Source organism: Halorussus marinus (assembly GCF_004765795.1).
GTDB lineage: Archaea > Halobacteriota > Halobacteria > Halobacteriales > Haladaptataceae > Halorussus > Halorussus marinus.
On sequence record NZ_SBIV01000006.1, the window covers coordinates 205384 to 227942 of the forward strand.

The 22559-nt window shown below is 59.6% G+C and carries 19 protein-coding genes; 13 read left to right on the plus strand and 6 right to left on the minus strand.

Translation table 11 applies throughout. From position 1 onward, the window contains the following. Positions 1-42: 42 nt before the first annotated feature. Both EPY72_RS13420 and EPY72_RS13425 read right to left on the minus strand, forming a co-directional pair. The gene (locus EPY72_RS13420) at positions 43-813 is read right to left on the minus strand and encodes a hypothetical protein (protein WP_135806739.1); all 771 of its coding nucleotides are present in this window, start codon (positions 811-813) and stop codon (positions 43-45) included. 42 nt (positions 814-855) lie between these two features. Beyond that, a complete protein-coding gene (locus EPY72_RS13425) occupies positions 856-1464 on the minus strand; it encodes a hypothetical protein (RefSeq protein WP_135806740.1) in 609 nt (202 codons plus the stop codon). A 280-nt stretch (positions 1465-1744) separates the two neighbouring features. Here EPY72_RS13425 and EPY72_RS13430 point away from each other — a divergent pair, with 280 nt between their 5' ends. Next, entirely contained in the window at positions 1745-2482 is a 738-nt protein-coding gene (locus EPY72_RS13430) for a CehA/McbA family metallohydrolase (RefSeq protein WP_135806741.1), read from the plus strand. A 39-nt stretch (positions 2483-2521) separates the two neighbouring features. On the opposite strand, the gene EPY72_RS13435 is transcribed toward EPY72_RS13430, so the two are convergent. Then, entirely contained in the window at positions 2522-3805 is a 1284-nt protein-coding gene (locus tag EPY72_RS13435) for an arylsulfotransferase family protein (protein ID WP_135806742.1), read from the minus strand. A gap of 369 nt (positions 3806-4174) precedes the next feature. On the opposite strand from EPY72_RS13435, the gene EPY72_RS13440 reads away from it, so the two are divergent. Continuing rightward, positions 4175-5203: a tyrosine-type recombinase/integrase gene (locus EPY72_RS13440; RefSeq protein WP_135806743.1), complete on the plus strand. Its 1029-nt coding sequence runs from the start codon at positions 4175-4177 to the stop codon at positions 5201-5203. Positions 5204-5238: 35 nt separating this feature from the next. Here EPY72_RS13440 and EPY72_RS13445 read toward each other — a convergent pair whose 3' ends face one another. Further along, positions 5239-6072 carry a hypothetical protein gene (locus tag EPY72_RS13445; protein WP_135806744.1) on the minus strand — a complete coding sequence of 278 codons (834 nt, stop codon included), beginning with the start codon at positions 6070-6072 and terminating at the stop codon, positions 5239-5241. 479 nt (positions 6073-6551) lie between these two features. Between EPY72_RS13445 and EPY72_RS13450 the strand changes: the two genes are divergently transcribed. The 5 genes from EPY72_RS13450 (at position 6552) to EPY72_RS13470 (ending at position 14179) form a co-directional block, all read left to right on the plus strand. Beyond that, positions 6552-7427 carry a hypothetical protein gene (locus tag EPY72_RS13450; RefSeq protein WP_135806745.1) on the plus strand — a complete coding sequence of 292 codons (876 nt, stop codon included), beginning with the start codon at positions 6552-6554 and terminating at the stop codon, positions 7425-7427. Between the two features lie 1334 nt (positions 7428-8761). Beyond that, complete coding sequence (locus tag EPY72_RS13455) at positions 8762-10030, plus strand: hypothetical protein (protein ID WP_135806746.1); 1269 nt, start codon at positions 8762-8764, stop codon at positions 10028-10030. Next, the gene (locus EPY72_RS13460; RefSeq protein WP_135806747.1) at positions 10030-12192 is read left to right on the plus strand and encodes a UvrD-helicase domain-containing protein; all 2163 of its coding nucleotides are present in this window, start codon (positions 10030-10032) and stop codon (positions 12190-12192) included. Before EPY72_RS13455 ends, EPY72_RS13460 begins: the two co-directional genes overlap by 1 nt. Further along, the gene (locus EPY72_RS13465; protein ID WP_135806748.1) at positions 12185-13537 is read left to right on the plus strand and encodes a hypothetical protein; all 1353 of its coding nucleotides are present in this window, start codon (positions 12185-12187) and stop codon (positions 13535-13537) included. The genes EPY72_RS13460 and EPY72_RS13465 overlap by 8 nt, the downstream gene beginning before the upstream one ends. Positions 13538-13543: 6 nt before the next feature. Continuing rightward, the gene (locus EPY72_RS13470; protein WP_135806749.1) at positions 13544-14179 is read left to right on the plus strand and encodes a hypothetical protein; all 636 of its coding nucleotides are present in this window, start codon (positions 13544-13546) and stop codon (positions 14177-14179) included. Between the two features lie 1241 nt (positions 14180-15420). Here EPY72_RS13470 and EPY72_RS13475 read toward each other — a convergent pair. Further along, a complete protein-coding gene (locus tag EPY72_RS13475) occupies positions 15421-16230 on the minus strand; it encodes an Ntn hydrolase family protein (RefSeq protein ID WP_135806750.1) in 810 nt (269 codons plus the stop codon). A gap of 162 nt (positions 16231-16392) precedes the next feature. On the opposite strand from EPY72_RS13475, the gene EPY72_RS13480 reads away from it, so the two are divergent. The 6 genes from EPY72_RS13480 (at position 16393) to EPY72_RS13500 (ending at position 22099) form a co-directional block, all read left to right on the plus strand. Next, a complete protein-coding gene (locus EPY72_RS13480) occupies positions 16393-16581 on the plus strand; it encodes a Sec-independent protein translocase subunit TatA/TatB (RefSeq protein WP_135806751.1) in 189 nt (62 codons plus the stop codon). Then, the gene (locus EPY72_RS19485) at positions 16568-16744 is read left to right on the plus strand and encodes a hypothetical protein (protein WP_168216042.1); all 177 of its coding nucleotides are present in this window, start codon (positions 16568-16570) and stop codon (positions 16742-16744) included. Before EPY72_RS13480 ends, EPY72_RS19485 begins: the two co-directional genes overlap by 14 nt. 153 nt (positions 16745-16897) lie before the next feature. Continuing rightward, on the plus strand, positions 16898-17617 hold the full coding sequence (locus EPY72_RS13485) for a recombinase family protein (RefSeq protein WP_135806752.1): 720 nt from the start codon (positions 16898-16900) through the stop codon (positions 17615-17617). Positions 17618-18466: 849 nt separating this feature from the next. Further along, positions 18467-19696 (plus strand): AAA family ATPase, encoded by a 1230-nt coding sequence (locus EPY72_RS13490; RefSeq protein WP_135806753.1) that lies wholly within the window; start codon positions 18467-18469, stop codon positions 19694-19696. Continuing rightward, a complete protein-coding gene (locus EPY72_RS13495; protein ID WP_135806754.1) occupies positions 19696-21453 on the plus strand; it encodes a 5-methylcytosine restriction system specificity protein McrC in 1758 nt (585 codons plus the stop codon). The genes EPY72_RS13490 and EPY72_RS13495 overlap by 1 nt, the downstream gene beginning before the upstream one ends. A gap of 7 nt (positions 21454-21460) precedes the next feature. After that, on the plus strand, positions 21461-22099 hold the full coding sequence (locus EPY72_RS13500; RefSeq protein ID WP_135806755.1) for a hypothetical protein: 639 nt from the start codon (positions 21461-21463) through the stop codon (positions 22097-22099). A 60-nt stretch (positions 22100-22159) separates the two neighbouring features. On the opposite strand, the gene EPY72_RS13505 is transcribed toward EPY72_RS13500, so the two are convergent. Then, the gene (locus EPY72_RS13505) at positions 22160-22543 is read right to left on the minus strand and encodes a DUF8076 family protein (protein WP_135806756.1); all 384 of its coding nucleotides are present in this window, start codon (positions 22541-22543) and stop codon (positions 22160-22162) included. Positions 22544-22559: the final 16 nt, after the last annotated feature.

Sequence of the window (22559 nt, forward strand, 5' to 3'; positions counted from 1 at the left end):
CGCGCCCTAAGATGATTTCCCTTCGGTCTCGGCGCCGAGGTCTCAGGAGGGGTTCTCGCCGGCCCGTCGCTGGGCCACCGCCGCCGGGAACCGGTAAGTCCGGTCGCCCACGACCGCCGCGCCGTACGATGCGTCGAGCGCCACCGGATCGACGCCGTCGCCGCGGCCGACCCCGAACCGGACGATGCGCGCGTCGGGGCCGAACCGCTCGACGGCGTCGTCGAACGTCCGGCCGTCGGCGTCGCCATCGACCGACGTGTACTCGAACCACCCGCTCGTCCCGCCGGTGTCGCCGGTCGCCCGCGCCAGCACGTCGTGGGTGCGCCACTCCCCGCCGGCGTCGCCGTCGTGGTAGGTGAGATACATCCCGTGGCGGCCCGAATCGGTCTCGACGACGAGGAACGTCTCGTCGGGGACGCCGCCGTCGTCCGGCCCCGCGTAGTAGTCGTACGAGAGGGCGTCGAGGTCGCCGAGCGCGGGGGCGCCGTCGGGTCGGAGGACCGAAGCCGCGTAGTCGACCGTCTCGCGACCGTCGGAGGTGATCCGTACCGGCCGGGGGTGGGCGTCGTCGGCCACCGGTTCGGCGGCTCGCTCGACGGTCGCGCCGTACTCGCCGTCGTCGTCGAGGTCGAAGAGGACCGCGCCCGGCGGGAGCGACGCGTCGACTCGCTGTCGGACCGCGTTCGCCACGGGCTCTCGTCCGTCCGAAGACGCCGTCGCGACCCCACTCCCCGTGCCCCTCGCTGTCAGCCACCCGCCCGTGACCGCGGTGGCGGCCGCGGCCTTCAGTACCTCCCGTCTGGACCAGTCCATATCGGTGTCACGCCGGAGATCGTGTTATGTCTTCGTGCCGATTCAGCCCCGATTCAGTTCGAGGGTCACGGTCACCGGGTCGTCGGTCGCGTCGAACGCGATCGCGCCCGAGTACCGGTAGTCGTCGCGGCCGCCGCCGGCCACGGCTCCCCGGACCACGTTGCCGTCGACGGTGTCGCCCCGGTCGGCGTGGTCGCCTTTCTGCACGCGACCGCTCACGCGGAACTCGTAGTCCGCGTCCCGACCGGTGGATCTGATCTCGACGCGGTTGGGGAGCCGTCCCGTGTTGTCCCGGATCAGATCGCCGTTCACGAACACTTTCCCCGGGCCGGTGAGGTCGAGTTCGCGTATCTCCCCGGAGAACCGGAAGCTGTCGGCCCGGCCCTCGCTGGCCGCGCCCTCGACGGTCCGGGCGTCGAGGAACTCGTCGCCGCTGTCGCTCTCGTAGGGGCCGCCGCGCCGGATCTCGCCGCTCACGCGGATCCGGTATCGAAACACTTCCTCGCTGGTCGAGCGGAACGTGACGACGTTCGGCGTCGCGCTCGCGCTCCCGGCGAACGCCGCGCCGGCGACGCCCGCGGCCGCCCCGCTCAGCATCGTTCGTCGGGCGATACCCCGGTCGCTCGCGTCGGTCGTCGTGTCGTCGGGCATCTCTCTCCCCCGGTCGGGGCGTCGGGCGCCGCGCGCTTCAAACCGGTCGGCGCTCAAGCCGACTCAACCCGGATCAATCGGTGTTCCCGCCGAATCAAACGGCGTTCACGAACGCAACGACTGATTGTCAACTGACAACGTATGTCAGTAGTTCTCGCGGCGACAGGTCGGGGCGCCGACCGAGTCGCGCGAAACCCCGGCGTTCGGGTCGGCTCGCCGTCACGTTCGGGCGACGCGAGGGTCCGGGAGGTTTTAGTGACCGGGGTCGAAGGCCCGAGGCATGTCCGCCCAGGTTACGACCGCCCCGGCCGAGCCGGTCTCGGTCGCCATCGACCCGCACGTCCACTCGCAGGCCTCCTACGACGGACACGAGCCGGTCGAACTCCTCTTGGAGCAGGCCGCGGACGTGGGTCTCGACGGGATCGTGATCACCGACCACGACGAGATCGGCGCGTCGCTCAGGGCGGCCGAGATCGCGCCCGACTACGGTCTGCTCGGGATCCCGGGCGTCGAGGTCTCGACGGCCGCGGGCCACCTCCTCGCGATCGGCGTCGAGGAGCGCCCGGCCCCGGGCCGACCGCTCGACGAGACCGTCGAGACCGTCCGGGACCTCGGCGGGGTCGCGGTCGTCCCCCATCCGTTCCAGCGGACCCGCCACGGCGTCCCCAAGCGACATCTCCGGGACTGTGACGCCATCGAGGTGTTCAACTCGTGGGTGTTCACCGGCTATCGCAACCGTCGGGCAAAGCGGTTCGCCCGCGAACACGACTACCCCGGCGTCGCGGCAAGCGACGCCCACTCGGCGGGGTACATCGGCCGGGCGTACACCGAACTGGCGGTCGACGACGCGGCCTCGAAGGCAGACCTCGACGGCGATCGGGTGGTCGAGGCCATCCGCGAGGGCGAGGCCGAGATCCGCGGGCGGCGCCAGCCGATCCACCGGAGCGCCCGCCACTATCTGGCCGGCGCGGGCCGGAAGGTCGGCTGGGCGGTCCGGCCTCACGTTCCCGGGCTGTGACGGCCCAGCCGCCACGACCGCGGGAAGTCGGTCGTTCGGTTACGCCGTCCGCCGGAGGTAGACGCCGCCGCCGACGAACCCGAGCGCGACGAGCGTCAGTCCCAGTTCCGCCCCGGCGAACCAGTAGGGGAGCCACGGCGCCGCACCCCGCGCCAGACTCACCGCGGGGTCGAGGACGGGGAGCCTATCGGCGCCGGCGCCCGCCGCGGCGTTGTACCGCTCGCCGGTCGGGCGCTCGCCCTCGGGGAGTCGCTCGGCCTCGTAGGGGATGTGTTCGGTGGTCGCGCTCCAGACGACGGTCCCGTTGGGCGTGACCTCCAGAAGTCGCTTGTTGAGCGTGTCGGTCACGAGGGTGTTGCCGTTCGCCAGCCGGTCGGCGTCTCGGGGCCAGTCGAACGGGATCCCGCCGGCCGAGTCCAGCTCCCAGGCGACCGTCCACTCGCCGGTCGACTCCTCGCGGTGCAACTCGACCACGCGGTTGTTGTCGCTGTCGGCGACGAGGACCGCGCCCTCGCCGAGCCACTGGGGGTTGTGCTGGTGGTTCAGCAGGCCGGGGTCGCCACACTGCACGTCGCCATCGCCGTCCGCGTCGCTCAGCTGGCCGCGCTGTGTGCAGGTGGCGTCGTCGCCGCCGTCGTCCTCGTTGATGACCTCGACGACGCCCTCGCCGCGCTCGACGACGAGGACCTGATTGGCGTTGCGCAGTGACACCAGATAGCGCCCCTCGTCGATCACGTCGACGTCGTTGATGTGGAGCCAGTCGGTCCGGGTGGGATCGTCGGGCGCGTCGTAGAACGACGACCCGCGCCACTCCCAGACGGTCTGGTTGCCCGAGACGATCGCGATCCGCTCGTGCTCCATGTCGGTGACGAGATACTCGCCGTCGCCGACGCGCTCGACGTCGTGGACCTCGCTGTTCGTCGGGGTCCGGACCGGGAACGAGTACTCGGAGACGACCTCGGGGGTCGGTTCGGGGTCGATGATCCGGAACCCGGTGTGCGTGCACGGCGACTCGTAGGGGCCACAGTCGTCGTACCCCCCGTGCATGAACCCCGCCATCACGCTCCCGTTGTCGAGCATCGTCACGTCGAAGTAGCTGTCGGCGCTCCCCTCGTGCCAGACGACCTCGCTCCGCTCGAAGAGCGTGACGCCCCCGTAGTCGTGCCACCCCGCGCCCCCGCCCTGTACGCCGACGAGCGTCCGGCGGTCCTCGTCGGCCGCGACGCTCCGATCGGGGGTGGTGAGCCCGCTGACCGCGAGGGTCCCGATCAGGAGCGCGACGCCGATCGCGAGAACGACCGTACTGCGCGTCTTCCTATCCATCACGGAACCACTCGACGCGGACGCGGGAAAAGGCTTCGAACGTTCGAGTTGTCGGGGATCCGACCGGCGCTACTGACGCGGAGCCGTCGCTCGTCGTCGCGAAATGCGGGAAGAAGTGGGCCGGCGCGAATTCGAATCGAGCGAGACTCGCTACGCTCGTCTCGCGTACTCTCGTTCGCTTCGCTCACGAGAACGCGGTTACGGATCGAGCGTTCCAAACGATTTCGCGGGTCCTGCCGGGCATGCGGCCCTCCGGGCCGTTCCGGGCGGGCTTCCACCGTCCAAGGCCGACGGACCTCACCCCGGACTTCACCGGCAGGGTGCGCTCAATCCAATCCCGGCCCGCAAACTCGCCCGTGCCCCAGAACAATGGCACGAAACTCTCCCGACAACAGGCTTGAACCCCTCACACCACGCGACGCAGTGGATCTGTACAAACAAGACCGTGAACGCGAACTCTCAGACGCGACCCTGCAGTCACACGGATACAGACTACAACGCTTCGTGGAATGGTGCGACCAAGAAGAGATTGACAACTTGAACGACATCACCGGCCGCGATGTTCAACGCTTCAAAATATTCCGGAAACAGAAGGTGAGCGATGTCACGCTTAAATCTAACCTGGACACACTCCGTGTCTTCCTCAGATTCGCTGTCAGCATCAACGCGTGTATCGACGGCCTCGATGAAACGGTCAACTCCCCCAGTTTAGCTGACCCGGGCGCGCAAGGCACCGACACGGTCCCCCGACAGAAGGCCGAGCAGATCCTGAAGTACCTCGATAAGTACCAGTACGCGTCCCTACAACACGTCATCTTCCGGATCCTCTGGGAGACCGGGATGCGGATGGGCGCAGCACGAGCAATCGACCTGCAACACTACCACCCGCGAGACGAATACATCGAACTCCGACACAACCCAGACACCGACACCCCACTGAAGAACAAGCGAAAAGGGGAGCGGGCAGTCGCAATCAGCACGCGGACCTGCAGGATCATCGATGACCACATCGAACACCACCGTCACGACGTACAGGACGACCACCGCAGAGACCCGCTTTTAACAACGAAACACGGTAGAATCACGAAGAACACGATCCGACTCAACGTGTACCGAGTCACCCGGCCGTGTACGTTTAACGGCGGTGACTGTCCGCATGACCGCGACACGGACGAGTGCGAAGCAATGGATAACATGGCTGCGAGCAAATGCCCGTCTAGCACTGCTCCGCACTCGATTCGACACGGAGCGATTACTGACTACTTATCGTCAGATGTCGCTGCAGACGTCGTCAGCGACCGGATGAACGTCGGTACGGACATTATTGAGGAGAGATACGATCACCGTGATTCGCGGTCGAAAATGCGGCAGCGGAGAGAACGCATCGACTGGCTGTAACCCGCGGGTGAGAGGGCAGGCACCCCAAACCGCGCTCACTTCCCAGTGTCCTCTTCGAGCACGTACCGATCCAGATTATCCAACGCCCGACCAACAGTCCGCGGAGCGACACCCAATCGCTCCGCACCTTTTCGCTTCGATAACGAATCCGGGTGGTCATCATGAACCATCGATAGTACAGCTCGCACCTCATCGTAGTCATCCCCAGGAACGACTTTCCCCGAGTCGTCGTAGGTGAAGCCGAGCGGAGCCCGCCCGCGGTCACGATCGAGCCCATCACACCACCTTCGAACGTCACGAATCGCAGCCTCACGCTGCAACTCCGGACCACTCTTATCGAGCGATTCCAGCACCCCCAGCACCGCGTCCGCGGAATCACTATCGATCTCTGCAGCGACATCGTTCAGGTGGAGTGTCACACCAGAGTTGATCAGCGTTTCAACGCGGTCACGAATCTCTTCATGACCCTTACCGAGCGTTTCGATACTGTCAACGACGACGTGACGAATGTCGTCAGTCTTCTCGCTCACGCTCACACCATTCACGACGTGCCGCCGTTCGGGATCGATCCCCATCGCAATTCCACCAACGTCGATGGGGAACGCGCGGTCGGGGAGTTCGATCTTCCCGCTCGCAATTTGGTGTCCGTAGTCAGCGCGCGTTGCAGAGTCGATGTCTCCCGTGTCCACAATCTGGTTGGCGTGCGCTAAGCACGACCGTACCGACTGTGCGAGTTCCTTCCGGGTTGGTTGGTGAACGATTACGCAGCACTTGTCAACCTCGCTGTCACCGTCAGTGTCACTGTCACCGAGCGAGTCGATGTCAGTCAACTGTAACTGATCCTCGTCGTCTAACTCTGCCTCTGTCATTACATGTCAAGGTAGTCCCGTCACGACCATAAGTTTTCACAGGGGGTTTCCGCACCTGTGCGAAAACCATACGCGGAATAGGCGAACCCGTGGCGGAAACCCTACGCGAAAACGAAACAATGGGGTGCGAAAACCATGCGCGAAACCCATTCAGAGCAGCCATCTCAAACTATTGAGGTTTGAAAACACCGCGCGGTAGCTAAGGTGTTTATAGATGCTACAAAGAAATCTGAGGCTGCGGATGGGGTTTGGCCAGGGTGTAATATCGCCTCTCACACCCGGATATGTGTGTTGATGTAGAGGGTGTGGAGGATTTACCCCCCAAGAGTTTGAGACGTTCGCCCACTGGGGTGGCGGGCGCTCATGCGCCACTGGGCTTCGAGACAGTGACCGCGGTCAGGGTGAGTGTAACCCCCTCTGAAAACCACACGAAGAACCCCACGGCAAGGAGACATTATACCAGAACCAGAAAATAACATATGCGCGAGCACCCTCCAGATCCACGTGACCCGCACGACCCGAGACGACAATCCAGTAACAACGCGCCTGCCCCGCTCACCCGAGTTGATACTGGCGGGTTCACCGATCGGCACTTAGAGACATACGGGATCACGAGCGATGAAGCCGCATTCCTGAAGGCTGTCGTGAAAGCGATGAACGGCGAGTTGGCCGGATACAACCTCACAGAGTCGATGTCATCCACAATCAAAACACTGTACGACATTGACGACGACAAACTCCAAGAGCTGGGGTATCTGAAACTCCATACAGGAGTCGCACGAAGACGCTATTACACCGTCACATCGGAAGGACAGAGAGCATGTAGGATGACGAAGAAACACGGGTTCGACATCGGCGATCCCGGTGATGACACCCCGCATCGAGTCGGTGTTGCGCTCACACGGCAGTACTACGCAGCGCGCGACGACGTCACCCGGGTCGAAGTCTCACCACGCGAGGGCGGGAACCGGACTGACTTAGTCGTCGTGGATACTGACTTCAATCGTATCGCTACGGTTGAGGTGGAAGGCGGACGCGTCAGTTCGGATCCTGGGGTGCCTGACGATGCGAGCCCCGGAATTAACGACTATTCGAGCCTCCGTCACGATTATCGTGTCCTGGCGGATGCTGATGGGGAGTCCGTGTGGGTCGTTCGTAACCACGAAGTCGCAGTTAACGTGTTACGGGCGTTGACTGCTGGCGAGTCGATCCCGGTTCACATCGACCGGGAGACACTCAAGGGGATTGAGACTGGGCGGGTGAAGATTGGGGAGTTCAACGACGAACTCGATACGTTCGATGCACCAGGGCTCGATAGAGTGCTGACGTTCCAGCAGATCCGTAACCGACTCTAATCTGTTTCTGAAGGAGGTTCCCCCGCCAATCACACTCACGCGCCGCTGGGCTTCGAGGAAAGTGTCACGACCCGCGGTCAGTCACAGTGTCACGCACACCCTGGGGTGCCAGGCGACGACGACGCGCGACAGTCACGATCGACACGCGCGAACCTGTCAACGCTCACACGCCGCTAGTGCTCAGTCAAAACGAAGAAACCTATAACGACAACCCAGAGACCATCCGAGGCAGCGCACCACCGCTGCCACGCGGGTCACACACTCTCTCTCTCTTCGAGCCCATCCACCACCGGGCTCACGCTTCCACACAGAGACCGCTCACACGCCGCTCCAGCTGCCGCGGTCAGGACACGTCACGCCCCTCATCGAGCCAGCACACCCCGCCAACACGCGCACGCGACAGCAGGAGCAACGTGACCATCGATCCAGACGCTGACGCTCACCCGTCCACAACGAGCGCGGCAGCCGCCGCGCCCTCCCCATCGATACCTCCAACTTCTTCCCTACTATATTGGGGGTCATTTCGCTGGGAGAGCGCGCCCAAACTATCAGATAATTTAGGACCAATTGTTATAGTGGAGTTGATGTGAATTGGTGGTCAGATATTTGATGATTTGGGGAGAGTGGCTCAGCAAAATGACCCACAACATAATCGCGCGCGGAGGAACAACGGGCTCACTGACAATCTGTTAACGATTACTGTCTCATCCAGTGACCCCCGGGGGTATCGGCACTCTACGAGGTTTAAGCGTGACAGAGGGTTGTAAGTCGTTGCCAGCAATTGATGCAGTCCACCTCACCCCTACAGCCAGCGTCAGAAGCCACCTCGATCCTCTGATCGCCCGAGGGTGGCGTGTTATGGAATTTTGAGAACTGCGAGGTGGCGCGGGGGTGCCCTCGAAAACTCATTGTTATAGGTTTCGATGACTACAATCACGTTGCGGGTAGTCATCGGTTAGAAGGCTCGAAACCCCCGAATCCTATACCCACTTGAACGTTAGCGCGAGCGTTTATTAGTCCCCCATTCATACATGATGATAAGCTCACTCGGGGCGATCAACGTCGCCACTACACAGATCTCACATCCATCTCTCGGATGATGGAAAGTACACCAGGAGGCGTAGAACGCCTCCCGGGTGAGTGACCTCTCAAGAGGAGGTACCCAGAATGACATACGACTCACAAGGTAATAAGAGTGGTTGCATCGAAGCCGAAACTGACGTCGGATCAGACCGTGAGGAATTGGTTGCTGACGGTGGTCGTGACGTCGAAGAACACCACAGTAACGATGACCGTCTCCAGCTCCGTGACCCAGTAAACGGGGGTGAAGAGTAGTGGCAACGGAGAGTCAGCCGGACGACATCAGCATGCCGGACACGGACACACCAACCGCCCGGCTCAACGCAGCATTCGAGACGTACCTGAACGACGTGAAAGACGCGGACAACGCAGGGACCGCGATGAAGTTGTGTCTCGATGCTGCAGAGGACTTCGCCGAGTTAGAAGTCGAAGCCAGTGACGACAACACCGGCAGTATCCACGCGATGGCGAAAGCCTACCTGAACCAGCTGTCAGATTCGAAGAACGGTGTTGCGCGGAAGAACGTGCGGAAACACTGGTTGGACAAGATTGACGAGTTGGAAAAGAAGCAAAAGCTCGCAGACGGTGAAGACGTCTGGTTCAGTCAGATCATCAGCAACCACCTAGTTGCTGTGACGAAGAAGGTGAACACGGACCGGTCAAGCACGGAAGAGACCGAGTACGTATTGGAATTCGATGCCGGCCCGAACCTCACCGTCACGCAGTCAGTGCTGTTCGATCGGCGGAAGCTGTGGAAGGCGTACACGAGTTCGCGGGAAGGTGAGTATCCGGATCGGCGTGACGATGACGACGACGATCGTGATGCCTGGGATAACCTGATGGGGAGCATCATCGAGCAGATCGGTGAAGACGTCGAACGCGAACACGGGCCGCGGACAGCAGCACTGCAGAGCTTAGAAGACTACGTGTCCAACACGACCGCGTACGGGAACCGGCAGGACACGGTTGAGAACGGTGGCGTGTACGTCGATACAGAACCGCCAGGGCACGATGAGGTAGTGGTGCCCCGCGAAGCGATTGCATCGATCACGAACACGCACGAGATCACTGACCGTGCGCTGCAGTCGGAGATTGCAGCGCGTGGCCTGTCAGGACCATCGACCGCTGGGAAGACAGTGTCGCAGTCAACGACGGTGCACGGGAACTGGCAGACGTTCTGGTACCTCGATGGAGACCATTTCGACGAGGTTGGTGACTACAAGGAAGAAGCCGATGACCCCATCGACCGGATGCCCGATGCTCCCGGTGACGACGACAACGATGACGACAGTGCCGGTGATGCGAACGCGTCCGGTGGCAACGACGATGATGACAGCAGTGACGGCGGGTCAGTTGCAGACACGACCACCAGCAACACCGGTGACACTGACGGTGGTAGTGAAGTTGTAAACGACACCACCAGCCAGTCCAACACGGGGTCTGACGGGGGTAGCGACGATGACGGTGACAGTGAACCCGGGAAAATCGGCTCTTACGGCCCCGACACGGGGGGTGATGCGTGATGCCCCGGGAAGCAACCAACTACGATGCAGCGACGGACTACGAGGACGCGAAGCCCCCAGCAGCTGTCCGCGAAGGACTACCAGACGAACTCAAGGACGCCCGCATCAAAGGCGCGGAGACGCACCCGGTCACTGACAGTGTCCGCCTCAACGGCCCGCCTGGCGTGGGGAAGACCACGCAGGTGTGCCTGCGGCTCGCAGTGCTCATCGAGACCCACGATGTCGATCCCGGCGATATTACAATCGTGACGTACCGTCGGTCACTCGCCGGAGAAATCACAGAACGGCTCCAGTCGTGGGGAATCCTCGATGACGACACTGACCCGGAGATGTGGACGACAGCGCACGCAGTCGCAAACCGCGTTACCGGGCTGCTGTCCCGTGATAAAGCCGACTACAAGCAGAACAGCGGCCGCGGACTCGGGCCTGCAGTCACGGCATTCGAACAGTCGTGCTTCTGCCGCGAGGTGCTCAACGTTCAGTACTGGGCCCCGCAGCCGTGGGAGACAACGCGCGGACAGTTACTGTTCGACGTGTTCGAGTACGCTGCGAACAACCTGTTAGACGTTCACGACGAAAGTGACCTGTTCGATATCCCGGCGTACGAAGACCTCCGCGAGGAGTGGCCCGGGGTGGACGTCGGCACACTGCATGACCGGTGGGAGGAGTTCAAAGACAGTCAGGACTTAGTTGAGTTCTCAGAGCTCCTCGATGCCGCCGTTGACGGTCCGCTGCCACCGAGTGAGGTAGTTGTCGTGGACGAGTACCACGACGCGTACCCAGCGCTCGCACGAGTCGCTGAACGGTGGGTTGACGCGGCCAACACGGCAATCGTGGCAGGCGACCCGTTGCAGGTTGTTAACGCCTACGCTGGCGCGGACCCCCGGTTCTTCACGGATCGGATGGACCACCTGCCGGAGGTGCTCCTCGATAAGTCGTGGCGGGTGCCGGAAGAACACTGGCAGGCGGCGACGCGGATGCTGCAGAAGGAGTTCGAAACCCCTCCAATCGACCGTCACGGACGTGGAGAGATTCACGAGTACGAGTCGCCGGAGTTCCAGTACGCACAGGGTGCTGGGTGGACCGCCCCGTCGGCGAATCAGCCCGGGTCACCGGGCGCGTTAGTAGACGAGTACATCGCCGGTACCGACAGTGACATGCTGTTGCTGGCGAGGACGCAGAAACAAGCGCAGGGCGTCAGCGCCGCCCTCGACCGCGACGGTATCGTGCACGAGACACAGGACGTGGACGACGTCGGCGGATGGACAGAACACCGTCTCAACACGCTGAACGCGGTCCTGAAGCTGGCTGTCGTGCCCGGGTCGTACGGGCAGGACAGTAGCCAGTACGGTCTGCAGAAGTACGGTGATGCAGCTGCAGAGCTCCGGCTCACGACTGACGGGACGGCAGCGATCCTTCAGCACGCGCACGGCGGGACGCTTGACTTGACGTCGGACGAGGTTGACCAGAGGATTGAGTCGCTCCGTGACGACGACACGGACCGAACAGTGACTGCAGACGACCTTGATGGCCTTGTCACCCCGGCGTTCTGGCGGAAGTACACGGACGGGTCGGCATCGGTGAAACGGCTCACGAAGGCCGGTGAATTCGAGGATGAAGACCTGAAAGCACTGCAGAACGCCGCCGTCAGGTACGACGACCCCGTGCCGGCGGATGCGTTGAAGAACGTCCGTGTGCTCACCATTCACGCCAGCAAAGGCAGTGAAGCGACGGACGTCGTGATTTACGATGGGATCACATCCACGATCGCCACCGAGATGGAACGGTCACGGGAGACACGGGAGAATGAAGCCCGGACGTGGTATGTCGGTCTCACACGGTCGAGCGAACGGTTGCACATCATGCGCGGAGGTTTCTCGTGGATGCAGCCGCACCTCCCGCGAGACATCGCGCCCGTGGCAGCGGCAGCTGCCGAACGCGCCACCACGGATGATACCGGCACGGACTCCGGCACTGACACGGTCGGGAGCACTGACGAGCCGGTTGACCCCGTGGAGCTGTACGCGGCTCAGTACGACGGTGAGGGCGCGGTGTCAGTTGCAGGACGCGTGTCCCGGGCAGTCAGTGGAGACGTGAACGTATCGGACCTGAAGGCGCGCGTTGAAGCTGCCCGTTCGGACGGGGGTGGTGCCGATGCGTGAAATGTTCCGCGAACTGGAACGCGCGGAGAGCGCGGTTGAAGTCGTTGAGGTGGGCAAAGAGTACGTCACACTGGATGTCCCTGAGTCAGTGCACGATGCGCCGCGAGCGGTGCCGTACGAACTGGTAGAGTTCGGGCAAGACGCCCGGAACTGGTTCGTGTGGGACATGGCGGAGAAGCAGCCGCGCGCCCCGCACAACGGCGGCTACGCTGGGAAAGTACAGTGGGGGCGACCGAATGTGGCCTGGGATAACCGCGCCGGAGGGACGTTCGAGAACGTGATGGACGCCCTTGACGGGAATATAAACGGACACGTCGCTGACAGTTGGCGGTGGGGAACCGTGGAAGACGAACACGGGAACGAGGTTCCGGAGGAACCCCGTGAACTGTACCCGATGGCGATTGTTCCGCACGCGGACTTCAGCCCGGAGCCGGGGTTGATGTTCTTCGACTTCGACGACGTCGTCGAACTGCAGGGCGACGGGACGGCGGTGATGACACGGGAAGTGTGGGGCATCATTCAGCGGCTTGATTGCTACGCTGAACTAAGCACGTCGTTGTCGGGCGTTCACTGCTTTGCGCTCGGTGAAATGCCGGCGCGGGTTGATGGGAAGAAGGTCCTGAAAGACCTGAGTCAGTCGCTCCCGGGCGGGGAAGTCGGTCACATCGAGATCTACGGGTACCCCGCGAACGGTCGTGTGATGGGGACGACGTGGATGCATATCGATGCTACTCCCCGTCACACTGTTACGGAGCGGCAGGAGACGATCGACGCGCTTGCCGACGAACTGTTGGATGAAGAAGACACGATCACTGACGGTGAGCAGGCTCAACAGGCGTTTGACGAACGGACGGACGTGGACCACGGTAACACCGGTGGCGGGTCGAAGTCGGCGTACTACGGGCTCAATCCGGAGGTTATCGCTGACACGGGCCCGTTCAGCAGGCATGGTCGGAACGGGCAGGGCCCGCACCCAACCCACGGTGGCACCAGCACCCCGGATTCGGAGTCTACGAACTTCGGCGTGGACGCCGATGACGGGTGGAAGTGCTGGGCTCACGACGACGGTGGCGGTGCCCTGCAACTCATTGCAGTCATCGAAGACATCCGGCAGTGTGGAAATGCGTCTGACGTGATGGGCGACCCGATCGATGCGTTTCGAGTATGCTTGGCGGCGCGGGACAAGCACGCCAGCGCTGCATTGGAGGGTGAGAACCCGCCAACCCAGGCGCTCCGGGGTGTGTTGGAGGTTCAGGGCGTGGACTACAACGAAGACGGGCGGTTGTCGAAGGCGAACTATGCGTTAGCGATTGGGCTGTTCGAGGAAATGGAGTACACGGGGTGAACGAGATTGTCAACAACTGATTCAACGACGACGACGGCGACGTGGCAGTCGAACCGCGCGAGAGACTTGACGCGGTCAGAGGCTGCGCTCATCAGCTCGCACTGGAGCGAGGTAACGCAGTATCTCGTCCCGCCAGGAATCGCGTGGCAGTGGGGTGAATGCGCAATCTCGCATAAGGTGAAGTACAACTGGAAAGAAGACGGGCTCATCCGACGCGCGCCGGGCGGCAGACGGTGGTTGACGACGGAGACGCTGTGGCTGCATGTGATCGCCCGCGCGGACGACGACGAAGTCGTTGGTGCGCGTGCACAGGGACAGCAGGTTCTCGATGCCCCGGCGAAGACAGGGAGTTCGCGTGTCCTCGCTGACGACACGTCGATTCCGTCCCGGCGGGTGCAATCGACGCTGACGGGTGACACCGCGGACCGGCAGACTGTTCGGTCACAGCATGAGCCGGATTGGACGGTTGTCAATGCTCGGAAGGGCATGCACGGTGAAGACGACGGTCGTGAGGATGCCGCTCGGCACCCGGGTCAGTCGCGCTTGTCAACCTTCGAGGACTACGACCGATCGAACTGGGATGTGACGACGCCGTGGTTCCGTTCGAGTGCAGTGACGGTTCCGGCCGGTCAGGTGTACTGACCCGAGGCACTGTTTTTCGCGCCGGGTTCATTTACATTGATTGCTGATTCGGGTGTTACGGAGGGTTGTACCGCGTGTTTTCCGCAGATGCACACTTTCTGCATAACACTACTGCAGAGGGTGTTATGTTATTGCAAGGGCGTTCAGGGACGTGTTTGACCCCCGTGACACTCCGAATCAATGCAATTCCAGTCGTTGCAAGAGACTTCACAGTCCAGATCCGCCCCGTCCTGTTACATTGATCCAGGATTTAGGTGTTACGCGGCTTGATGTCGGTGTTTTCGGGATAATCACACTTTCTTCAGTGCTGTTTCACAGTGTTCTGGGGGTAACACTGATCCTGACCGCGACCCGCCCGGTGTTGTCAATCGAAGAACTCTCTGACGGTGTCGATGCGACACTCCCGCGTGGCGCGCTAAAGGAGAGTGTTGGTGTATAGTGTGCGCGCGACCGATCGAGCGACCGGGCAGCGGGTAAGATTCCGATCAATGAAGTGGGTATAACACGTAGACTGAATGCCGCCCGGGCGCTTCCGGGCGGCGTGTTCCCGGCAAGAGAGAGAGAGAGAGAGAGAGAGAGAGAGAGTGAGATTCCCGGTCGTGGTGGGCCGGGGCTCATTCGGACCGCCGGAGGTACGGCGGTCCATACATTCGGACGGGCAAACAGACGCACACCCGACCGTACACGGAGACGGACGTAAGTACGTACACGAGCACGTACACTGCGGTGTACACGACTACGAACACAGACACTCAATGGCGGACGCGTCTACGTACCGGGGGGACGATGGGTGTGCTTCCACTCGCATACGTTTTTACCGCCACGTACGCCGGTTTTCATTTGGTATCCGCGCGAACGGTGTTACCTCTCTTATCTGTGTAATCCCCCTACCTGAGAGTATAGCGTGTCATAGAAATAGCCACAGCCGACTCGATGCGGTGCAAACGGATGGGGCGATATGTTGGACTGAGTATGATTACAGAAGGCAGTGCAAGATATAGAGAATCTATTCAGCAGATGTCAGCACTCGTTTCTCCGCTAATCAAATGAATTAACTGGCAACACAGACTGTGGAAGTGAAAACCTCTACTCGCCGCCGACAATTTCCTCAAGTTCCTCTCGCAGCGCTTCTAACTCCTTATGGCTTGAGTCGCTAATCTCTGAATTCGACGAACTCTCTTGGAATTGCGGCGTGTAGTCTGGGTCGTCCTCGGACGGCCAGTTTGGGGAAACCATATCTTTCACCTAAGTGGATCTATGTCGGCATCGTTGATAGTATTTTCCCGAGCGGTACGTTCTGCCTCACGAACGTCTTCGATTACATTTTGGATGGTTTTGATACGGTCGGTGTCAAGGAAACTAACCTTATCGCCAACTACCGCAATGTCCATTTTGTCGCCTACACCCTGCGCTTCACCGGCCTGATTCTTTGCATCAGCTGCCAGCATTAGTGCATCCTCAAGATTTTCGGGATCGTATCCATTCCGCATGAACGTCAGACTCGCAGAGCCGGCACCCGAACCAATACACTGAAATCCGAGTGAACGGTGTCGGGTAAGACTCCCGTCTCGAAGTTCGAGTATCTGAGCGCCATGATCGTCATCGACGCCTGCGATGAGCATATTTGTTCCTCCCTGAATGTCCTGCTTAAGATCACTGATCTGTGACATAAATTCAGTGACCATATCGTCGCTCAGTGGAACACCTTGATTCGTTAATTGATTTAGGGTCAGGTCGTAGTCTGCCAGAATCTTATTGTTCGCCTCGTCACGAACAATCGCGTGAATCTCGTCAACGAAGAGTTCACCAACTGCTTGAACTGTATCAGGCGATTCCTCAATGATTCGATTCCCTACTCGATAGTAAAGTTCGTCTGCGTATGAGAGCGTTCCTGCAGCGACAGCTGCCACAGCGGGGTTTCCAGCGGACACCATCTCAAGTTTGCCGTCAGAATGTTCGTGCTCAACCGCCCCTGTCGTTACCATTCGGTCTGCTATTAATACTACAGCTGGATCATCGCCGTTGTATGCGGCACCAATTCCAACAGTCATTGTATATTATGTAAAAGCCAACTTAGTTAAATATGGCTTCTGAATTAACCGATTAACTTGTCCTCGGTACTGACCGATACGCGCCCTGTATCTTGCACGCGAGTCCTAACAAGACTGGGACAGGAACTGCGTGCGAAGCTTTCTATGACACGCTATGAGAGTATGCAACCAGGGTTCATTGGGGGAATCCCCGGGAGAATTGAAATAGGAGGAGTGTTGATTCTCGGAATATTACTCTTCGGTGCAGATCGAATCCCACGGCTCGCTCGCAGTGTAGGCGAATCGATAGGCGAGCTCCGATGCGGGCGGGAGACGATTGAGGATGAACTGCAGGACGATGACGAAGACTGAGGCACCGGTGTTGTTGTATCTGGAGAATACTGACGGGAGAGCGACGACTGGCGATATCGTTGATAACCTCCCCATCAACAAGCTCACACTACACTCGATCCTCCCCCACATGGAAACTGACGGTAAAGTGGGATGGCAGGGAGACTACGTGCGCCTGCAGTGAGGCGCGTAACACGTAATATGACCGCGGTCCGGATTCGTGTTACCCCTTTCGGAGTTCCGGACACACCCCCTCCCTGAGACAAGGAAAACTAATCTATTCCATACCGGCAAGGAAAGTGCCCTCTTTGATAAGAGCACACCGGTTAGATTGGGTATGGCCGAAACACCCTCCCAGAACACTGCAGCCTACGTCCGAGTCAGCACAGCTGACCAAGACGCCGAACGCCAACGCGAATCAATCCTCAACGAATACGACGAAGACACGATCGACTGGTTCGTGGACATCGAGTCCGGGGCGTCACTCTCCCGTGACCAATACAACGACATGCGCGAGTCCATCGATGACTACGACGTCATCACCGCAACTGAGATCGACCGGCTCGGCCGATCGTTCAGCGAGCTCGCATCTTTTGTGGAAGAGCTCCGGCAGAAAGACATCGGGCTCAACCTCACACAGCAACCCATCGACACGACTAACGAAGACGACTGGATGGCTGATATGTTGTTGAACATGCTGATAGTGCTGGCAGACGCTGAACGCAAGATGATTCAGGACCGCGTGCAGCAGGGTGTGGATAAGGCGATGCGAGATGGGAAGCGCGTTGGCCGCCCACCGTTCGGGTACGACGTCGAAGACGGGTTTATGTACCAGGACCCAGCAGAATACAACCGCGCCCAGAACTTCATCAGGGAAGTCAAGAAAGGACGTGCGAAGAGCACGACAGCGGATTATTTCGAAATTCCCCAGTCCGCGGTACAGTCCATCTTGAAGCGTTCACATCAAAACTACGAAATCCCGTTCGACAACGACTTGTGGACGATCGAACGAGCGAAGGTCGAAGCCGGGGAGAAACTGTTAGAACCGCTCGAATAGGACGACGACTCAGGCCAGGATCCACTTCTATGTGGAGACGAAGGGCCCGTGCCCGTAGATAATATAACACGAGGCCGGCCCGTCAACAAGCTTACTCTGGCCCCATTTCTCACTAATATGGTCGATGACGTGCCCGTCCATCCGTTAGTCCGACATCCATGGCTGACACACGCACGTACGTAAGGACGCGCGTACGTGATGATGTACGTGATCACGTACGTACCTGAGTACGTATGTCGATCTACCCGGACGAACCTACCTGTCTCGGTATTTACGAACACAAAAGAACAATCGAGTCTGTGCGTAACAGACACTGTACCGCAGCTACCCTGTTGAGTACGACGGAGAAAGCATGCCAGTTTGATGTGTCGAGGTACGTCAGTCTCATAAATCCAAGACTGGCCGTCGTGGTATGTAGTGTACGCTGAACCTATCGACCCACTAAGCAACTGAATATGCTACCTTTGAAGGCAGTAGGAGCGCGTCGACAAACTGCCGCCCGTAGGGGCGGCGTTCCCGGAAAGAGAGAAAGAGAGAGAGAGAGAGAGAGAGTGAACGGGTTCCGGTCCGTGGTGGGGCCGTGACCCACTCCCGGCCGTAATGGCGTGCGGCCAGTCACTCATCACTGCTCTCGAAGCAATCCGTATGGTTGGGACTGGATCACCTACCGTGAAGTGGAGGACGAACTGGATATTGCCCCATCAACGATGTCTGGTATAATCGACAGGAGGGAGCAATATCTCAGCGTCAATAAGAACGGTTAGATGAATATTGGCACCTGCGGGCCAATAGGAATCTGCGTGGCTCTTAAACGGGATTTTATATACTCAGGACTACCTGTATCCGATAATGAGTGACTCGTCGGACGACTATACGCTTGAGGATGCACAAGACGAAGTCGGAATTCTTCGCCGTGTAACCGACGACGTCGTCGAAGCGATCCAGAATGCAGAGAACGAAGACGTACTGGAGTTCCTGATCGAAGACGAGAAACTCGACGTGATCCACGACGGGAAGCGTGGGCTGGGTCGGGTTCGATGTGCTGTGCTTGAGTCCCCACTGGCTTCAGACCGCCTCAAGCGCGTCGTGAGCCTCCGGGGTGACGAAACACCTGCAGAGATACTCGTCCCAAACGACGTTGAGCGGAACGCGAAAGTCGCGCTGGAAGCGGGCAAGCCAGTCGTCCTGTATGGGCCAACCGGGACAGGGAAGACGACGTTTGCTAAGCAACTCGCTCGTGAAACCGGAATCGGATACACCCTCAACACTGCCACTCCCTCGTGGACGCCGTCGGACATCATCGGTGGAATTAGTCCGGATTACACCGGCGACTCGCTAAGCTACCGGACGAAACTCGGTTGCGTGTCCGAAGCCGTTCAGCGTGCTCGCCGGTTCGATGTCGAATACGGCGTCATCCTTGATGAGATTACGCGAGCAGACATATCGAAGATATTTGGTCCACTGTACACCGCCATCGAGAACCCACACCAAACCATCTTTGAGACCGACGAAGGTGAGACTATTGAGCTGGACGAGCGGGTGAACATCATCTGTACGATGAACATGTCCGACCGGACGGTGAACGAACTCGATAACGCCATCACCCGCCGGTTCGCCATGATTGAGGTTAACGAGTACGAGGAAGACAAGCGCCGACAGCTGTTCAAAGATTGGATCACCACGCACGTTACCGACCACACGGACCTCGGTGAAAGCGAGATCCTCCGCCTGTTCGAGCGGGACTACCAGGGAATCAATCACGGCCACGAATCGACGTCGCAAGGATCGATTATGCGGTTCGGTCCGATGCACTACCGCGACGTCGCCGTCTTCCTCGGCGTCGGCTGTCGGGAAGGTGGAGAGTACGAGTACGACCAGACAGACGCAGTCGGACAGGCATTCCGGACATACATCGTGCCGCGACTCCTGAACGCCGCCGCATTCCCACAGATCGAGCGGATCGCGGAACACTACCGCGCGATGAATGGCGAGTTCGAGGAGTTCGATCTCGCCCCTGCTGCCGAGCTCGCTGAACGGGAACTCGAACAGGAACGACGTCAGATGGGCTCCTACGAGTAATGAGCACCGTTGACGAAGTCTACGAGTACGGGCAGGACACCTTCAACGTCCCCGAACGCGGGGAGATCCGCATAGAAGGCTGTCCGTCGTCCATCGGGGACCAACTTCGTCGCGCGTCCTTCACACAGGAAAGTCCCGGCGTCTTCACGAAGAGCCAAGCAGCACTCGATGGCGAGCAAGAGTACGAGGTCGTCACGGTCACCGTAGACGGCGACCAAAACGAAGTACTCCACGTTGAAGCGACAGACATCATCGGCGTCGTGAGTCTCACGCCGTCGTCGAAGGTACAGGTCGATCCAAAAATCGACTGGGAGCACATCTTCGACATGCTGCTGGCCGTCTACGACCAGAACCGTTCCATCGAGTATCACGGGATTCCGCTTCAGGACTTCCTCTCCGACGACATCCATCTCGACGACGTCTTCGTGGTGCTGGCGATCAACTACCTCGACGGGTTAGAAACGATTCACCGGCAGGGGTACATCCGCGACCTGGTGATCCGTCGGCTCGACAGTCTCGATGGGCGTGGGGAGATCGACGTCGAACAAACGCTGTTGAACCACGGGCGTGGGACGTTGGAGCCACACTGGATCCGAAACGAGACCGAGTACGACAACGCTGCGAACTCGCTCCTCCATTACGCAGGGAAGACACTCCTTCGACTCTTCCGACAGAACTCCCACGAGAACGACCACCCTGCATACGATCGAATCTTCTCCGAAGTACACCGCGAAGTGGAGCGTCTGGAGAGTATGGGTGTCAGCAGCGGGTTGGATCGGATGGAAGAGTATCGACGCCTCTCGCTCAGCGACCTTCCGAAGCAGCGACGGTACTACCAGAAGGCGTTCGATGTCGCCAAGGCGGTGATGTCATCGTCGCTCGGCCAGCAACTCCGTGACGGCCCACGAGAGCTGGTCGTGGACTACGTCCTGAATATGGAGTCGCTGTTCGAGCAATACTCCCAGGTCGTCATCGAGCGCGAACTCTCGTACATCAAGTCCTACGACCACCTCGGCGACCTCGACGACGTGACACCCGTCCGGTCACCATCGGTGAACCCGTTCGAGGGTGAAGGGCAAATATACCACGAACCGGACCACGCGCTACAGGAAGGTGACGAGACACTGGCTGTACTGGATTCGAAATACTACGCAGAGGGTCACGATCCCGTGAAGGAATCGCCGTCCAGATCACGGCTCTTCAGTTACGCGTATCTGCTCCACTCCGATCGACTCGCGTTCCTGTGTCCGCTTCTCGAACCGAAGCGTCGGCGAGTCACACAGACAGATGCCGAGCTGCAGATCGTTTCGCCCGAGCAGGAGTTTACGTTGAGTGGGTACGGCGACGTCGTCCACGACTATCTGCACGACGTACTCGTTCGCAAGTCTGCTGAACTCGAAGCCTTCCGGGCTGTCGCGGAAAACCGACTGTGTCTCGATGGCGTCGAAGAGACGGACCTGAGCGACGCGAAGTCGATGAGCGGTCCGTTCACGTTCAAGGATGCTCGGGATTTCTCCTTGCGTGTGCTCAAGGCTGCTGCCGACGAACACTCCTGGGAGGTCCGAAACCGGTACGACCTAGAGCAAGATGGCGACTGGACACGAGAGCAGATCGAAACGCGGTGTGAACAGCGCTACGAGCATACGACGACGTGCGTACCGGTGTTCTGTCGTGAACAGGGACAAGAGTGGATTGACCTCTACTTCCTAGGCGGAGGAGGAGACGTTGAGAAGGAAGGCCCATTGAAGCTTTTATAGAGATAGTATGTACCAAACACCGTACCGGTGGACGACCAACGAAGGAACGACACACGTCTTCTACGACAATAATCTGCCTCCGAGCGAAGGATTCGGCTGGAATAGTCTCTGTGGTGAAGAGAGAATTCCCATTGAAGGAGAGCACTTCGAACTCCAAGAGGAGGTTACAGAGGAGTCGATAACGTGCGAACGTTGCCGTGACCAGCTCGGCAAATCGTACGTAGGTCTTGGTGACGATGATATCTCAGGTATGCGAAGTTGCTTGCTTAGAATTCGCCGGGATGGTGAGGGGGAACTCATCGGGGCTCGCCGTCTCTGTCAGGGGAGACCTCTCCACTATGAAATCTCGTTCGAGCCTACGTCATTTACTGGTGACCTTCAGACAGAGATGGACGAGGTTTGCGAAGACTGCTGGCAGAACTACGTTGATCGCCAGTGGAGCGGCGATGTCGAAGGAGGAGAGCTTCAAGTCGAATGCTGGGTAGATGGTGAGAAAGAATCCTACTATGCAGCATCCGTTGAAGCAGTTAATACGGGCCCGAAAGCGAAGCTTCGACTGACCAGTGAGAACGGTCTCAAACAGGAACTTGCCAGAGAGGACATCGACTCAATCACACTAACGCCAGCACAAATCGTGGACTACTGATTCCGTCAGTCGGTCAGTTTCTTCAGAGAGGCTATTGGTTCTGTGGTTCAGGGTTTCTGGTCAGAAGGGTGCCACGAGCCACTTGCCATCTTCTTTCCGTTCAAGTTGGGGGCCGAAAACCTGCTGGAGAGAGTGAAGCCCGTCCTCGTACCGGAGATCGTACGTTTTTCCACTTCGATGGAACGAACCTTCGACGACGAACTGCACTGTCGGACTTTGGTACTCTAAATCGTTTGCGCGTCGATCCATTTCATGGGCCAACTCATTCGCCAGATCCTCATCAGCCAAGGCATCTGCGAGACCAACAACACTCACACTATCCGGAACATCGTCTTCTTGGAGTCGCTGTACAAACTCTTCCACAGGAATCTGATGCTCGAAGGTCTCATACGCACCCTCGATAACAAGATTGTAGCGTCCGGGTATCTGTCCGGGGCCTGCCATTACGGATACAACGTCT

What these genes read in the sequence shown, in the direction of transcription:
- EPY72_RS13500 (WP_135806755.1), top strand. Translation starts at nt 21,461, where the DNA reads ATGTACCAAACACCGTACCGGTGGACGACCAACGAAGGAACGACACAC.
- EPY72_RS19485 (WP_168216042.1), top strand. Translation starts at nt 16,568, where the DNA reads ATGACGAAGACTGAGGCACCGGTGTTGTTGTATCTGGAGAATACTGAC.
- EPY72_RS13485 (WP_135806752.1), top strand. Translation starts at nt 16,898, where the DNA reads ATGGCCGAAACACCCTCCCAGAACACTGCAGCCTACGTCCGAGTCAGC.
- EPY72_RS13460 (WP_135806747.1), top strand. Translation starts at nt 10,030, where the DNA reads ATGCCCCGGGAAGCAACCAACTACGATGCAGCGACGGACTACGAGGAC.
- EPY72_RS13430 (WP_135806741.1), top strand. Translation starts at nt 1,745, where the DNA reads ATGTCCGCCCAGGTTACGACCGCCCCGGCCGAGCCGGTCTCGGTCGCC.
- EPY72_RS13440 (WP_135806743.1), top strand. Translation starts at nt 4,175, where the DNA reads ATGGCACGAAACTCTCCCGACAACAGGCTTGAACCCCTCACACCACGC.
- EPY72_RS13450 (WP_135806745.1), top strand. Translation starts at nt 6,552, where the DNA reads ATGCGCGAGCACCCTCCAGATCCACGTGACCCGCACGACCCGAGACGA.
- EPY72_RS13480 (WP_135806751.1), top strand. Translation starts at nt 16,393, where the DNA reads ATGCAACCAGGGTTCATTGGGGGAATCCCCGGGAGAATTGAAATAGGA.
- EPY72_RS13420 (WP_135806739.1), bottom strand. Translation starts at nt 813, where the DNA reads ATGGACTGGTCCAGACGGGAGGTACTGAAGGCCGCGGCCGCCACCGCG.
- EPY72_RS13425 (WP_135806740.1), bottom strand. Translation starts at nt 1,464, where the DNA reads ATGCCCGACGACACGACGACCGACGCGAGCGACCGGGGTATCGCCCGA.
- EPY72_RS13435 (WP_135806742.1), bottom strand. Translation starts at nt 3,805, where the DNA reads ATGGATAGGAAGACGCGCAGTACGGTCGTTCTCGCGATCGGCGTCGCG.
- EPY72_RS13505 (WP_135806756.1), bottom strand. Translation starts at nt 22,543, where the DNA reads ATGGCAGGCCCCGGACAGATACCCGGACGCTACAATCTTGTTATCGAG.
- EPY72_RS13475 (WP_135806750.1), bottom strand. Translation starts at nt 16,230, where the DNA reads ATGACTGTTGGAATTGGTGCCGCATACAACGGCGATGATCCAGCTGTA.
- EPY72_RS13490 (WP_135806753.1), top strand. Translation starts at nt 18,467, where the DNA reads ATGAGTGACTCGTCGGACGACTATACGCTTGAGGATGCACAAGACGAA.
- EPY72_RS13465 (WP_135806748.1), top strand. Translation starts at nt 12,185, where the DNA reads ATGCGTGAAATGTTCCGCGAACTGGAACGCGCGGAGAGCGCGGTTGAA.
- EPY72_RS13495 (WP_135806754.1), top strand. Translation starts at nt 19,696, where the DNA reads ATGAGCACCGTTGACGAAGTCTACGAGTACGGGCAGGACACCTTCAAC.
- EPY72_RS13445 (WP_135806744.1), bottom strand. Translation starts at nt 6,072, where the DNA reads ATGACAGAGGCAGAGTTAGACGACGAGGATCAGTTACAGTTGACTGAC.